The organism is Noviluteimonas gilva (genome assembly GCF_009740395.1).
In the GTDB taxonomy this organism is placed as follows: Bacteria; Pseudomonadota; Gammaproteobacteria; order Xanthomonadales; family Xanthomonadaceae; genus Noviluteimonas; species Noviluteimonas gilva.
Genome location: NZ_WOXT01000001.1, coordinates 294,500 through 309,095 on the forward strand (window position 1 = coordinate 294,500; position 14,596 = coordinate 309,095).

Consider the following 14,596-nt stretch of genomic DNA (forward strand, 5'->3'; position numbering starts at 1 on the left):
AAGCACCGTGGACATCCGAGAGAACCCCGGACCGAAGCTGGAAGGCGAACTCCGCCGCGGCGCGCTCGTGCTCGCAGTCCTCTCGCAACTGCGCGAGGTGCAGTACGGCTATTCGCTGCGGCAGGCATTGGCCCAGCGGGGCATGCCGATCGAGGAAGGCACGCTCTACCCGTTGCTGCGCAGGCTCGAGGCGCAGGGCGTGCTCGCGTCGGAATGGCGGATCGAGGACGGCCCGCCCCGCCGCTACTACCGTTTGAACGACGCAGGCGAGGCGTTGCTCGCCGAACTGACCGGCACCTGGAACGCCCTGGTGCACACCATGGCCGGCCTGATTGGGAGCGGGAAATGAACCCGAACGACGTCATCGAATCCTACGTGGCCGACGTCATCCGCCGCGTGCCGCTCAAGGAACGCAACGACATCGGCGTCGAGCTGCGCACGTTGCTCTCGGAAATGCTGGACGAGCGCGCGGAAGCGGCCGGCCGCGCGCCCGACGATGCGATGGTGCTCGCGATGCTGCGCGAATTCGGCGCGCCCGCCGACATCGCCGCGCGCTATCGCGCACCGGGCTTCGTCATCCTGCCGCCCGAGCAGACGCGCACCTTCGCATGGTTGTCGCTCGGCGGCATCGCGCTGCAATGGGCGCTCACCCTGCCCCGCGTCGCGGAAGGCCAGTCGATCACCGCGTGGTGGCTGACGTGGGGCCTGGGCGCGTTCTGGTGGCCGGGCTTCCTGTCGATGATGGCCTTGTTCGGCGCATGGATCCGCCAGTGGCGCACGACGCCGCCGGCGTTCTCGCCGCGCGACGTCGATCCCGATCGCGTGCATCGCGGCGCGATGGCCTTCGGTTTGACGTGGTACGCCATCGGCGTCGCGCTGATGGTCTGCCTGCCGTGGATCGCCGCGCAGTTGCCCGAGCCCTTTCCGCGCCTGTTCGTCTACGACCCCGACTTCCTGCGCACGCGCGCCTGGCTGATCGTCGTCCTGTGGGTCGCGGGCTTCGCAGTGATGGTGAACGTGCTGGCGAAGGGCCGATGGACGCATGCAACGCGTCGCCTCGAATTCGCCTTCAGCATCGCGTGGCTTGCGCTGATCGGCTGGCTCATCGCGGACGGCCCGATCTTCGTGTCGCAGGCGACCACCGACGGCGCGCGCTTCGGGCTCGGCATCCTGTTCCTGATCCTGCTGATCGACCTGGGCGTCAGGCTGGTCCGCGGGGCACGGCCGCGATTGCACGAACCCAAGATCGCCACGCGTCATTGACCCCAAGAAAAACCCCGGCATCTGCCGGGGTTTTTCGTTGCATCAGACGTCGTCGAGGTGCTGGGTGATCTTCGGCGGTTCGTCCAGCTTGTCGCCGAGTGCGCGCCGCACGATCGCGTAGAACACCGGGATGAAGAGCAGGCCGAGGAACGTGGCCGCGAGCATGCCGCCGATGACGCCGGTACCGATCGCGTGGCGTGCATTCGCGCCTGCGCCGGTCGAGATCGCCAGCGGCAACACGCCCATGATGAAGGCCAGCGACGTCATCAGGATCGGCCGCAGTCGCAGCTTCGCCGCTTCCACGACGGCCTGGCCGAGCGGCTTGCCTTCGTTGCGCTCCTGGATCGCGAACTCGACGATCAGGATCGCGTTCTTCGCCGCAAGACCAATGACCGTGATCAGGCCGATCTTGAAATAGATGTCGTTGGGCAGGCCGCGCAGCATCGACAGCGCCACCGCGCCGAGCACGCCGACGGGCACCACCAGCAACACCGCCACCGGCACCGACCAGCTTTCGTACAACGCGGCCAGGCACAGGAACACCACGACGATCGACAGGACCATCAACATCGTGGTCTGGTTGCCGGAGAGGATTTCCTGGTGCGACTGGCCCGCCCAGTCGTAACCGAAGCCCGGCGGCAACTGCGTGTCGACGATTTTCTGCATCACGCTCATCGCTTCGCCGGAGCTGTGGCCCGCCGACTGCGAACCGACGATCTCCACCGCCGCGAAGCCGTTGTAACGCGTGAGCGTGGGCTCGGCGACTTCCCACGTCGACTTCACCACGTTGTTGAGCGGGATCATCGTCGGCAAGCCGTTCGCCTGTTTCTCCGGCGAGGGCGTGTAGAAGTGCGAGAGCGAGTCCGCGCCCGTGCGATACGCCGCATCGGCCTGCATGTGCACGCGCTTGACGCGGCCGCCCTGCACGAAGTCGTTGACGTACACCGGCGCCAGCATCAGCTGGATCGCGCTGTAGATATCGCCGACCGACAAGCCCATCGCTTCGGCCTGCACGCGATCCACGTCCAGCTTCAACTGCGGCGAAGGCGCCAGCGCATTCGGACGCACGCCCATCAACGCCTTGTCCTCGCCGGCCTTCTGCAACAGCGTGCCCATCGCCGCGTTGAGGGCATCGCGGCCCTGGCCCGCGCGATCCTGCAGGTACATGTCGAAGCCGCCGAACTGGCCCAGGCCCTGCACCGTCGGCAGGTTGATCACGAAGATCTGCGCGTCGCGGATCGGATACAGCGCGCCGTTGGCCTGTTCGATGAACTTCGTCGCATTGATCTTGCGTTCGTCCCACGGCTTGAGCTTGATGAACGCCATGCCGACGTTCTCGCCCTGGCCGATGAAGCTGAAGCCCGACACCTGCATCATGCCGTCGAAGCCTTCCAGCTTCGAGATCGCCGGCCGCATCTGGTCGAACACTTCATTCGTGCGACGCAGCGTGGAGCCCGGCGGCAACTGCACGACCGCCAGCGCGTAACCCTGGTCTTCTTCCGGCAGGAAGCTGCCCGGCATCCGCCAGAACAGGAAGGCGCACAGGCCCGCAAGCACGAGGAACACCACCATCCACCGCGACGCATGGCGCACCGCGCTGCCGATGTGGCCGACGTAGGTGTTCGCCATCTTCCCGTAGTACTTGTTGAAGATGCGGAAGATCGGATTGCGGGCTTCGTGTTCCGCGCTCGGCTTGAGCAGGCTCGCGCACAACGCCGGCGTGAAGCCCAGCGCGAGGAACGCGGAGAACAACATCGCCATCGCGATGGTCAGCGCAAACTGCTTGTACACCGCGCCGGCCGAACCGGCCTGCAGCGCACTGGGAATGAACACCGCCGCCAGCACGATGGTGATCGCGATGACCGCGCCGGTGATCTGTTGCATCGCCTTGCGCGTGGCCATCTTCGGCGACAGGCCTTCCTCGGTCATGATGCGTTCGACGTTCTCGATCACCACGATCGCGTCGTCGACCACGATGCCGATCGCCAGCACCATGCCGAACAGACTCAACTGGTTGATCGTGAAGCCGAGCACGTACATGCCCAGGAACGTGCCGAGCAGCGCGACGGGAATGACGAGCGTCGGGATGAGCGTGGCGCGGAAGTTCTGGAGGAACAGCAGCATCACCAGGAACACCAGCACCATCGCTTCGGCGAGCGTCTTGACGACCTCCTCGACCGAGATGCGCACGAAGTCGGACGTGTCGTAGGGCGTGAACCACTCCACGCCCTTCGGGAAGCTCGGCTGCAACTGCGCCATGCGGTCCTTGACCAAGGCCGCGACCGAGAGCGCGTTCTCGCCCGGGCCCAGCAGCACGGCGAAACCGGCGGCGGGCTGGTCGTTCCACTTCAGGTCGAAGCTATGCGCTTCACCGGACACCTCGACGCGCGCGACATCCTTCAGGCGCACGGCCGCGCCATCTGGCGTGGTGCGCAACAGGATCCGTTCGAACTCTTCCGGTTGCGAGAAGCGGCCTTCGGCCGACACCGGCGCGGTGAACATCTGCGTGTCCGGCGAGGGCTCGCCGCCGATCTGGCCGGCGGAGAACTGCACGTTCTGCCCACGCACCGCGGCCAGGACGTCGGTCGCCGACAAGCCGTAGGCATGCAGCTTGTCCGGGTTGAGCCAGATGTTCATCGCGTACTGGCCGCCGAACAACTGCGTGCTGCCCACGCCCGGCACGCGCGCGATCTGGTCGAGCACGTTGGACGCGATGAGATCGGACAGCTCGTCGCGGCCGATCGCCGGATCGCTGGACTTCAATGCGATGACGAGCAGGAAGCCGCTGTTGGACTTCGACACCGTGATGCCTTGCTGCACGACGTCTTCCGGCAAACGCGGCTGCGCCTGCGAGACCTTGTTCTGCACCTGCATCTGCGCGGTGTCGGGATCGGTGCCCGGCTTGAACGTCAGGTTGATCGACGCACTGCCGTCGGAACCCGACGAGGCACTGAAGTAGTCGAGGTTGTCGATGCCGGTGAGCTGTTGCTCGATGATCTGCGTGACCGCGCGCTCGACGGTTTCGGCGTTGGCGCCCGGGTAGAACGCGTTGACGCCGACTTGCGGCGGCGCGATGTTCGGATACGACTCGACACCGAGGCCGCGAATCGCGAGCACGCCGGAGATCACGATCATGATCGCGATCACCCAGGCGAAGACCGGATGGTTGATGAAATAACGGGACATGGTCGGTCAGCCCTGCGGTTGCGCGGCGGGGGCGGCGTTGTCGGCGGCCTTCTTTTCCGGCGTCCACGGCACGGCCTTCGCGGGCGCGCCGGGCTGCACGCGTTGCAGGCCCGAGACGATCACCTGGTCCCCCGGCGCAACGCCGGAACCGACGACCCAATCCGCGCCTTCCTGGCGTTGCGTCGCGACGTTCTTGCGCGCGACCTTGCCGTCCTTGCCGACGACCATCACGTAAGAACCCTGCACGTCGCGCTGCACGGCGAGCGCCGGCACGCGGAAGGCGTTGTTCTGCATGCCGAGCGTGGCGCGCACGGTGACGAACGTGCCCGGCAACAGCAGGTGTTCGGGATTCGGCACGATGGCGCGCAGAGCGACCGCACCGGTCAAGGGATCGACGGTATCGGCGCTGAAATCCAGCGAACCGTCGTGCTTGTACGGCGAGCCGTCGGGCAGCAGCACCTGCACCCTGCGCTTGCCCGACGTGTTGGCCTGGCGCACCTGCGTGAGCTCGTCGACGCTCATCGAGAAATTGACGTACATCTCGTCGATCTGGTCGACGGTGGTGAGCAAGGTGGCATCCCCCTGGCCGACGAGCGCGCCTTCGGTCACCTGCTGCTTGCCCGCGCGGCCGTTGATCGGCGAGCGCACCGAGGCATAGCCCAGGTTGATGCGTGCGGCATCGACGGCCGCCTTCGCCGCCTGCAACGCGGCCGCGGCCGAGCGTTCGGTCGCCAGTGCGTTGTCGAGATCGGACTGCGAGATGAATTTCTGCGGCGCGAGATTACGCGCGCGTTCGGCGGCGGTGCGCGCGTTCACGTAGTTGGCCTGCGCGGAGGCCTGCGACGCCATGGCCTGCCCGAGCGCGGCCTGGAGCGGCGCCGGATCGATGACGAACAGCAGCTGGCCTTCCTTCACGTCGCTGCCTTCTTCGTACACGCGACGCTGCAACACGCCCGGCACGCGCGCGCGCACGTCGGCGCTGCGATACGCGGCGAGGCGGCCGACGAGCTCCTTCACCAGTGGCACCGTGGTCGGGCGCACCGTGACCACGCCGACTTCCGGCGGCGGCATCTGCCCACCCGCTGCATTCGCGTCGTCCTTTCCGCATGCCGCGACCATGATCGCGACCGCGAACACCGTTGCGATGCGAGCGTTCGTGCCGTTGCTTCCAAGCTTGCGGGCCATGCGCGATGCCTCTTCTTCCGTTTTCTGTACGCGGGAGTTTACCTTGCGCACCGGGGCGCGGAACCCCTGTCGTTGGTCACGCGTCTGCTCGTCGCACGGGAATTGGTTGCGAATGCAACGGGATTGCGAACGCTTCAGGGCACCAGCGGCGGCCATTGAAGGTGCCGCGCCATGCGTGAAGGCACCGGCACCGTCACATGCGGCAGCACGCCCCAGCACGGTGCCGGCAGGCGCGCGGTGAGCAAGGCGAGGTTGTCGTCGGCGCGCAGCATGTCGGGATCGATCGCCGTGCCGATCCAACCGGCAAGGCGGCAGCCATCGGCCGCGATCGCGCGCGCGGTGAGGTACGCATGGTTCAGGCACCCCAGGCGCAGGCCGACGACGAGCACGACGGGAATCTCGAGCGCACGCACCAGATCGGCCTGCATCAGATCGGTCGCGAGCGGCGCCATCCAGCCGCCGACGCCTTCGACGACGACGCAATCGGCCTGGGCGCGCAAGCGTTCGTGTGCATCGAGGATCGGCTGCAGCGTGACCTCGATGCCCGCATCGCGTGCGGCGAGCTCGGGCGCGAGCGGATGTTCGAGCGCGAATGGATTGACGTCTTCGTAAGGCACGTCGATGCCGCCGGCCCGCTGCAACGCCAGCGCATCTTCGTTGCGCCACCGACCGTCGATGCGTTCGCAACCGCTGGCCAACGGCTTCATTCCAAGCGCGCGCGTGCCGACATCGCGCATCGCATGCAACAGCGTGGTGCTCGCGAGCGTCTTGCCGACGCCCGTGTCGGTGCCGGTGACGAACAGTCCCGTCCACGCCGCAACGTTCACGCCGTCGCCCCCTTGGGTCCCACGCGCTCGCGCCGCGCGCGATACGCCCACAACAGCATGCCCATCGCCGAATACAGCCACATCGGCAGGCCGACGGTGAAGTTGTTCAACCACGCGACGGGCGCTGCGAGCATGACGAAACTCACCATCACGCTGCCGAACGCGGACGCCGTCATCAACGCATAGACGCCGGATTCACTCTGTGTGTTGAAGCGCTCGGTCGCATCGAGCGCGAGCACGTCGGCGCGTCGCAAGGCATGCACGTTCATCCGCCACAACAGCCACGACAGCGCGCCGAACCCCAGGCCGTAGACGATGAACGCGGTCTGCAAATCGAGCATCCATTGCGAGCGATCCATGCCGAGTTCGCTCGGAACGAAGCCACCGGTGAGCAACGACAGTCCGCTCGAAGTCACCATGCGCAGCGGATAGACGTACACGAGCACGACGAGCACGAAGGCCAGGCTCAGCACCGTCGACTTCGCATCCTCCATTCCGAAGCGCCGGCTCCAGCGGTTGTGCGAGGCCCAGAACATGCTCAGCAACACGAAGCACACCGCGAAGGTCGGCACGCGCCGCAAGGCGTCGCGCAATTCGGCCACCGTGTCGGGCAATTCGTTGTAGAAGATCACCAGCAGCGTCAGCGAGAAGGCGAATGCCGCGTCGACGAACGTCTCCACGCGCGTGACCTGCTGCCCGCGCATGCGAAAGCCTTGCTCGACCGGCAATTGCGACAGATCCATGACGGGCCCCTTCGTCGCGACGCAGCGTCGCGGCCACGGGACCATGGTAACGCCGGCGCGCTGGTAGACTCCGGGGATGTTCACCGCCTCCACGCTGTCCGGCAGCAAGCCGGAGCAATACGCCCAGCTCGTTGAACAGGCGCGCGCCCTGCTCCACGGCGAGCCCGACCGCATCGCGAACGCGGCCAACCTTTCGGCGCTGGTCTACAACGCGTTGCCGCAGCTGAACTGGGCGGGCTTCTACTTCTTCGACGGCACCGAACTCGTGGTCGGCCCCTTCCAGGGCCTGCCCGCGTGCGTGCGCATCCCGCTCGACAAGGGCGTGTGCGGCGCGGCCGCGAGCACGCGCAAGACGCAGCTGGTCGAGGACGTGCATGCGTTCCCGGGCCACATCGCGTGCGATGCGGCGTCGCGTTCGGAAATCGTCGTGCCCCTGGTGCGCAACGGCGCGCTCGTCGGCGTTCTCGACCTCGATAGTCCGGTTCCCGCGCGCTTCGACGTTGAAGATCAGATGGGGATCGAAGCGATTGCCCGCCTGTTCGAGGAGTCCTTGGCTTGAGCACCGTCAAGCTGCGCAACATCGGCCCGAAATCCGCCGCCTGGCTGCGCCAGGTGGGCTTGCGCTCGCGCGAGGATCTCGAAGCCGTGGGCGCCGTCGACGCGTTCATGCGCGTGAAGCGCGCGGGCTTCCGGCCCAGCCTCAACCTGCTCTACGCGCTGGAAGGCGCGTTGCTCGATTGCCATTGGCAGGAAGTGCCCGAGGCGCGCCGCAGCGAACTGGTGAATGCAGCAGAAGCTGCCACGGCCCTGCTTCCGCCGCCGCGCAACCGCCCCGCCGCCTCGCCCGTCACCACCACGCAAGTGGCCGACACCGAGGACGCCGCGCCGGCGTTCAACCTGTTCGACGAGCCCGCCGGGCACGATGCGGACTGACGCGCGGTCCTTCCGCGCCCGTGGCACCCCAGTTACACTCCCCGCCGCTTGAGGTGACCCGCGGACTCTCGTCCAAGGGTTGAAACGGGAAGCCGGTGACCGATCGCCTACGTGCGACGCATTCCGGCGCTGCCCCCGCAACGGTAAGCACGCAAGGCCAACGCATCCGCCACTGTGCGCAAGCACGGGAAGGCGCCGCGGCCGGGATCGCCTCTTCGAAGACGACCAGCGCGCAAGCCCGGAGACCGGCCTTGATGCAGACCTGGTTGCGATGCGGAGGGCATCGTGGCGGCAGCGCCGTCGCAAGCGCCTCCGCTGTGCGTTTCCTCCGTCTTCCGCGACTTCCTTGCTGACCCAAGGCGCGCGGGCGTGCGCGCCGGAGAGCTGAATCCATGTCGCGCAATACCCTGTCCGCCGCCGTCGCGGTGGCGCTGAGCTTTACGTCCTCGTTCGCGCTTGCGCAATCGCGGGACGCCGAACAACTCGACGAAGTCCTCGTCACCGGCACGCGCACCGCGGTGACCGTCGATGACTCGCTGTCTGCGGTCGAAGTCATCGACCGCGCCGAAATCGAACGCACGCAAGCGCAATCCGTGCAGGACGTGCTGCGCGGCCGCGCGGGCATCAACCTCGTCAACCAGGGCGGCGCGGGCAAGCTCACCACCTTGTTCCTGCGCGGCACCGAATCGGATCAAACGCTGATCCTCATCGACGGCGTGCGCGTGGGCTCGTCCACCTCGGGCCTCACCGCGCTGCAGGATTTGCCGGTGGAATTGATCGAACGCATCGAGATCGTGCGCGGCCCGCGTTCGAGCCTCTACGGCTCCGACGCGATCGGCGGCGTCATCCAGATCTTCACCCGCCAGCCGAGAACCGGCGGCGTGCGTCCGCGATTCAAGCTCGGCGCCGGCAGCAACGATTCGCGCGAATTGAGCGCGGGCGTCGACTTCGGATTCGATCGCGCGTGGTTCGGGGCCGATTACAGCCATCAGTCGACGGAAGGGTACAACTCGTGCACGGGCGCGACGACGCCGGAATTCGCGGGCTGCTTCATGGACAACCCGGATCCGGATGACGACGGTTACGAAAGCAACGCGGTGTCGGTGCGCGGTGGCGTGCGACCGGTCGATGGGCTGACCATCGACCTGCATGCGCTGCGCAACGAAGGGCGCAACGAATTCGATGCCGATCCGATGTTCGGGCTGGGCGATGTGTCGGATACGACGCAGCAAGTGGTCGGCGGCAAGGCGCGTTGGGAACTCGGCCGCACGACGTTGACGCTCTCGGGCGGCAGCAACCTGGATCGTTCGCTGCAGACGCGCGACGGCGCGTTCGCCGATTTCTTCGAGAGCCATCGCGACAGTGCGTCGCTGCAGGCGGACTTCAAGGTCGCCGACAAGCAACTCGCGACAGTCGGTTACGACTGGTCGCGCGACAAGGCGTTCGCGGAAGACAACTTCGGCACGCTGGTGTCGCCGGAAGCCGGCGCGCTGCGACAGAATCGTGCGGTGTTCGCGCAGTACCAGGGCGCGTTCGGCGCGCATGACGTTCAGGCGAGCGTTCGCCGTGACGACAACGAACAGTTCGGCGGCCACACGACGGGCAGCCTCGCATGGGGCATGGACCTCGGCGCGGGCTTCCGCATCACCGCGAACGCGGGTTCCGCGTTCAAGGCGCCGACGTTCAACGAGTTGTACTTCCCGTTCTACGGCAATCCGGACCTGATGCCCGAAGAGTCGGACACGTTCGAACTCGGCATCGGCCAGCGCCGCGAAACGTGGCACTGGGACGTGCACGCCTACCAGACGCGCGTCGACGATCTGATCGTGTACGACTCCAACATTTTCACGGCGAACAACCTGGAAGAAGCCCGCATCCGCGGCGGTGAATTGACCGGCGGATTCTCGCTCGATGGTTGGAACGTCACGGGCGCTGCGAGCTACGTCGATCCGCGCAACCGCAGCAACGGCACCAACTTCGACAAGGTGTTGCCGCGTCGCGCGCGTTCGAGCGGGCGCGTGGAGGTCGATCGCGCGTTCGGCGATTTCTCGGTCGGTGCAACGTGGGTGGCGGAAGGCCGTCGCTTCGAGAACGTGGCCAATTCGCTGGAGCTCGGCGGGTATTCGACGTTCGATCTGCGCGCGCAGTGGTCGATCACCGACACCTGGACCGTGCAGGCGCGGGCGAGCAACGTGTTCGACCACGCCTACGAAACCGCGGCGTACTACCCGCAGCCGGGGCGCGAGTTCGGCGTCACGGTGCGCTATTCGGCGAAGTGATCAACGCACGGAGAACGGCGTCCGCACGGTGAGCGTGACGTCGGGCGTGTCGCGCGTGGTCCCCACACCGAGCGACACGTTCAACATGCGCGCATCGCTGAAGCGATAGCTCGCACCGAGCAGCAGTGTGCCTGTCACCAGGCGCACTGCCCCCGGCAGATCCTGGCCGTTCTGCTGCGTCTTGCCGATGAAGTTCTGTTCGTAGCCCAGGCTGATCGAGGCTTTCTCGTTCAACGCCAGGCCGATGCCGACGTTGAGGCCGAAGACATCGCCAACGTCGATTTCCCCGAGGTTTTCCTTCGCGCCGCCCAGCACCTGCCGCTGCACGTTGTCGCGCGGGAAGTTGTGCAGATAGCTGAGATTGCCGAAGAACACCGCCGGGTCCGACGCGTAGAGCCAGGTCACGCCGGCCTGCAATGCGTTGAAGCCCGTGCCGGTCGGCAGTTCGAGTGGCAGGCCTGTCCCGGTCGCATTGCCCAGGCATCGCGTCACGCAATCGGCGGGCACTTCGAAAGGATCCTTGCCGGTGCGGCTCTTGTAGCGCAGCCAGCCGACGTAGAAGGGTTTGTCGGGACCGGAATGGGAAAACTGATAGCGCGCGGTGAGTTCGACATCGCCGATGCCCTTGCCGTCGGCGTTGAACACGCGGTCGACCGCGGTACCGGTGAAGATCTCGCGACTGACGGTGTCGGTGTTCGTGTAGACGTAGGGCACGCGCGCTTCGAGTTCGAAGCCTTTCGTCACGCCCCAGCGCGCGGCGATGGCGGCGGTGGCGCTGGTGATCTTCACTTGGCGCACGTCGATCAGGCCGATGAGTAACGCGGGAATCACCGAGTAGCCGACGAGCGCGACGCGGTCGTTCGCCCAATAGCCGACCTGCAGCGACGGTTCGAACACGAACGAGCCGGCAGGCGTCAGCACGCTCGGCTGGTCGAAGATTTGCGCGACTTGCGGTGGTGTTTCGGGTTCCGGCGGTGCCTGGCCGACCGGGGTTTGCCGCTGCTGCGTTTGCGCTTGTTGCGGTGTGGGTTGCGCAGCCGGGCGCGCCGCGGGATTGGCGACCACGCCGCGCGCGCGCATGTCATCCAGTCCGACTGCCTGCTTGAGTTCGGCGATCTCGAACTCGCGCTCGGTCAACGTCTTTTCGAGTGTGTCGAGCCGCTGCGATTGCGACTGCACCTGCGCTTCGAGACGCTTGATGCGGGCCTCGGTACTTTCGGTTTGTGCATACGCCACGTTCGCGACGATCGCTGCTGCAACGGCGAGCGCCAGCCGCCCAAGCTTCCGTGCGCACCGGTCCATGCGGCCTCCCTGTCGTGATCAGCGGGTGGAGGAAAGTTGCAGCAACGCGTCCTGCAACGCGCCGTTCGCATTGAGCGTCTGGTATTCGCCGAGCGAGCGGACGCCGACCGACAGCGCCGTCATGCCCGTGATGTGCTGGTTGTCCAGCGAGTTCTGCACGATGGTCAGCGTGCCGGCCGCACCGGGCGACACCACTGCCGTGTTGCCCGCCCCATTGCGGACGACCAGGGGCGCGATCGCTTTCGACAGCGCGTGCGCCTGGTCGGTGGTGATGCGTGCGAAGTCCGGCACGTAGGCGCGTGTTTCCACGACGAGTGCGCCGTTGATGTAGACGGCGCGTTCGATGCCGAAGGAAATGTTCGCGCCGCCGGGAATGTCGAAGCCGCCGCGCAACGCTGCCAGGCGCGCCGGCGCCACGGCCTGCCATTCGGTCGGAAGATTGCGCACATCGGGTGCGACGTCCTGCGCGATCGCCGGTGCGGCCGCGCAAGCGAGCATGGCGGCGAGTGTCAGGCGCTTACACATCGCCCGGCCCTCGGCGCGGCATGACCACGTGCTGCAAGCCGTCGCGTTGGATGGAGAGTTCGAGCGGGCCGGCCGGCGCGATGCGCCAGTCGCGCGGATTGTTGAACTGCGCCAGTTCGCGATGGTTGTGCACGACGAACAACACGCGCGATTCCCACAACGTCTCGAAGCGGTCGCGCCGGATCGTGCGCAGCCCGGCCGCGGGATCGCCGACGAGCACGCGATTGCCGCGCATGCCCTTCACCACGACGAAATGCCGATAGCCGCGATCGTTGAGCAACACGATCGCCGGCACGCCTTCTTCCGCGAGCTTGTCGATCGGCAGCGAAAAGCCATCCGCGCGGAAGCCGTGCGACTGGAGGTAACGCCGCATGTCGAGCAGCGAGAACCCCAGCTTGCGGATGCGCGCCTGGTCGCCGTGCGCGTACATCTCGGCGAAGACATCTTCTTCGCGCACGGGGCGTCCGAAGTGGTGCGTCAGCAGCGTCGCGACCGCGGCCGATCCGCAACTGAAGTCGTAGCGTTGCCGCACGACGGTGGCGAAACGCGCTTCCTTCAGGCTGGTCACGCGCACCTTGTAGTCGCCGCTGCCGTCGTTCAACGCCAGCGAGCCCGCATGCGCGCAGCCGACGCCGAGCGCGAGCGCAAGCGCCGCGATTTCGTGCCAGCGCGCGCGCCGCGTTGTCATGGCGGCGAGGCGCTGGTCATGTCGATGAACTGCACGCTGACCGCCATGCCGTTCTGGATGAGCACGTTCGAGCCGGAGTTCTGGATCACCGTGGCGATGCCCGCGTTGTTCGCGAAGCTGCCGCCGTCGATCAGGTTCTGGCCCGAGACCAGGTTGTTCGCGGTGTTGTCGCTGACCTCGCCGTCGAGATCGATGTCGATGTCCACCGTGTTGACGAGCGTGCCGTCGCCGCCGCGTTGGGCGTCGAGCGCCGCGGCTTCGACGGGATGCGCGAATGTCGATTGCGCATCGACGGGCGCCTGTTGCGCGAACGCCGTCGGTGCGATCAGGGCGAACACCACCGCCGCGCGCGGCAGGCGTGTTCGCGCCTTGCGTTGAGTGTGCATGGCGACTCCTTCGACCTGGCGCGCGCCTCCCTGCGCGCGCCTGGACAGATCGACGCTTTGCGTTACGGTGCGCCGACTTCGAGGTTGGCCTGCACGGTCATGCCCTGCTGGATCAGCGAGGCAGGTCCGCTGTTCTGCGCGGCCATCATCACGCCCGCGGCCGACTGGCCGACGCTGTCCATCGAGTTCGACGAATCGAAGGTGCCGGCATCGACCGTGATCGATCCGCCTGCACCACCGTCGCCACCCGCGGCTGCGTTGCCGTCGCCGCCGGCGCCGTCGCCACCGGTGCCGTCACCACCGGAACCACCGGCGCCGCCGGTCGCGGCGACATCGCCGCTATTGCCGCCGGTTGCGCTGGAGTCGCCCGTGGTCGCGGTCGCCGAGGAATCGGCGTTGCCGCCGGTGCCCGAGCCGTCGCCGCCGGTTGCATCGGCTGTTCCGCTTCCGCCGGTGCCCGTGCCCGAAGCTTCGCCGCCCGTGCCCGTGCCGGTGCCGTCGCCACCGGTATCGGTGGTGTCGCCATCGCCGTTGGTGCTGGCGACCGAGCCGCCCGCGCCTGTGCCGGTGCCCGCGGCAACGCCGCCCGCACCCGTGCCCGGTGCACCCGCGCCTGTTGCTGCGCCGGTCCCGCCGGCGCCTGTGCCAGCGCCACCCGCCGCAGTGGATGTGCCGGTGGCACCACTGCTGTCGGCGACGCCATCGCCGCCCGGGCCACTTGTCGCGGCCGCACTGCCACCGGCCGCACCTGCGCCACCGACGCCCGCGCCACCGACGCCTGCGCCGCCTGTTGCCGAACCACCGGCACCACCGGCGCCGGAGTTGTTGTTGCCCGCGTTGCTCGCGTTGTTGCCCCACGGCCCGATCGCGTTGCCGGTCACCGTGCCGTTGAGAGTCGTGTTCGCCACGACGCTGCTGGTGTTGAAAGAGTTGGAGAAGGTTGCGGTGGAGGTGCCGCCGTTGGTCGCGGCGGAGCTGCCGGGCGCGCCGGCCGTCGCATCACCGACGTTGTTGCGGTTGTCTCCTGTCGAGTTGTTGGCGTTGTTGTCGCTTGTGTTGTTGTCGCCTGTCACGTTGACGTCCTGTGCGTACGCCTGGCCGGCAAGGCCGCAGGCGAGCAACAGGAACGAGGCGAGGACTGTCTTGCGCATGGGGATCTCCCGTTTGTTGCTTTTATTGCCGATCGCGCAACTGTTCCCCCGATGCAGCGGCCGGTGCCTGATCGAGCGCACGATCAGTGCCAGACATGCGGTCCGTGATGTCTTGTGTTCACCGGTGA

At 67.0% G+C, this 14,596-nt stretch carries 14 protein-coding genes and 1 riboswitch; of the genes, 5 read left to right on the forward strand and 9 right to left on the reverse strand.

The genetic code is table 11. From position 1 onward, the window contains the following. Positions 1–7: 7 nt before the first annotated feature. Both GN331_RS01315 and GN331_RS01320 read left to right on the forward strand, forming a co-directional pair. The gene (locus tag GN331_RS01315; protein ID WP_331713323.1) at positions 8–349 is read left to right on the forward strand and encodes a PadR family transcriptional regulator; all 342 of its coding nucleotides are present in this window, start codon (positions 8–10) and stop codon (positions 347–349) included. Beyond that, positions 346–1,263, forward strand: coding sequence for a hypothetical protein (locus tag GN331_RS01320; RefSeq protein WP_156639599.1), 918 nt, complete (start codon positions 346–348; stop codon positions 1,261–1,263). The genes GN331_RS01315 and GN331_RS01320 overlap by 4 nt, the downstream gene beginning before the upstream one ends. Before the next feature lie 42 nt (positions 1,264–1,305). On the opposite strand, the gene GN331_RS01325 is transcribed toward GN331_RS01320, so the two are convergent. The 4 genes from GN331_RS01325 to GN331_RS01340 form a co-directional block, all read right to left on the reverse strand. Further along, complete coding sequence (locus GN331_RS01325; RefSeq protein ID WP_156639601.1) at positions 1,306–4,449, reverse strand: multidrug efflux RND transporter permease subunit; 3,144 nt, start codon at positions 4,447–4,449, stop codon at positions 1,306–1,308. Between the two features lie 6 nt (positions 4,450–4,455). Beyond that, complete coding sequence (locus GN331_RS01330; protein WP_156639603.1) at positions 4,456–5,634, reverse strand: efflux RND transporter periplasmic adaptor subunit; 1,179 nt, start codon at positions 5,632–5,634, stop codon at positions 4,456–4,458. Positions 5,635–5,768: 134 nt separating this feature from the next. After that, the gene (gene bioD, locus GN331_RS01335) at positions 5,769–6,461 is read right to left on the reverse strand and encodes a dethiobiotin synthase (protein ID WP_331713324.1); all 693 of its coding nucleotides are present in this window, start codon (positions 6,459–6,461) and stop codon (positions 5,769–5,771) included. Continuing rightward, entirely contained in the window at positions 6,458–7,204 is a 747-nt protein-coding gene (locus tag GN331_RS01340) for a TMEM175 family protein (protein ID WP_197426959.1), read from the reverse strand. The genes bioD and GN331_RS01340 overlap by 4 nt, the downstream gene beginning before the upstream one ends. 76 nt (positions 7,205–7,280) lie before the next feature. On the opposite strand from GN331_RS01340, the gene GN331_RS01345 reads away from it, so the two are divergent. From GN331_RS01345 to btuB, 3 genes are all read left to right on the forward strand, one after another. Continuing rightward, on the forward strand, positions 7,281–7,763 hold the full coding sequence (locus GN331_RS01345; RefSeq protein ID WP_156639607.1) for a GAF domain-containing protein: 483 nt from the start codon (positions 7,281–7,283) through the stop codon (positions 7,761–7,763). Next, entirely contained in the window at positions 7,760–8,137 is a 378-nt protein-coding gene (locus GN331_RS01350; protein ID WP_156639608.1) for a TfoX/Sxy family protein, read from the forward strand. The genes GN331_RS01345 and GN331_RS01350 overlap by 4 nt, the downstream gene beginning before the upstream one ends. A gap of 34 nt (positions 8,138–8,171) precedes the next feature. Next, positions 8,172–8,405, forward strand: a riboswitch (cobalamin riboswitch). Positions 8,406–8,529: 124 nt separating this feature from the next. Beyond that, positions 8,530–10,416, forward strand: coding sequence for a TonB-dependent vitamin B12 receptor (gene btuB / locus GN331_RS01355; protein ID WP_156639610.1), 1,887 nt, complete (start codon positions 8,530–8,532; stop codon positions 10,414–10,416). On the opposite strand, the gene GN331_RS01360 is transcribed toward btuB, so the two are convergent. The 5 genes from GN331_RS01360 to GN331_RS01380 form a co-directional block, all read right to left on the reverse strand. Next, a complete protein-coding gene (locus GN331_RS01360; protein ID WP_156639612.1) occupies positions 10,417–11,718 on the reverse strand; it encodes an acetate kinase in 1,302 nt (433 codons plus the stop codon). It abuts the gene before it with no gap. An 18-nt stretch (positions 11,719–11,736) separates the two neighbouring features. Continuing rightward, positions 11,737–12,243, reverse strand: coding sequence for a hypothetical protein (locus tag GN331_RS01365; RefSeq protein ID WP_156639614.1), 507 nt, complete (start codon positions 12,241–12,243; stop codon positions 11,737–11,739). After that, on the reverse strand, positions 12,236–12,931 hold the full coding sequence (locus tag GN331_RS01370; protein ID WP_156639616.1) for a C39 family peptidase: 696 nt from the start codon (positions 12,929–12,931) through the stop codon (positions 12,236–12,238). The genes GN331_RS01365 and GN331_RS01370 overlap by 8 nt, the downstream gene beginning before the upstream one ends. Further along, entirely contained in the window at positions 12,928–13,317 is a 390-nt protein-coding gene (locus GN331_RS01375; RefSeq protein WP_156639618.1) for a hypothetical protein, read from the reverse strand. The genes GN331_RS01370 and GN331_RS01375 overlap by 4 nt, the downstream gene beginning before the upstream one ends. Positions 13,318–13,379: 62 nt before the next feature. Continuing rightward, entirely contained in the window at positions 13,380–14,468 is a 1,089-nt protein-coding gene (locus GN331_RS01380; RefSeq protein ID WP_156639620.1) for a hypothetical protein, read from the reverse strand. Positions 14,469–14,596: the final 128 nt, after the last annotated feature.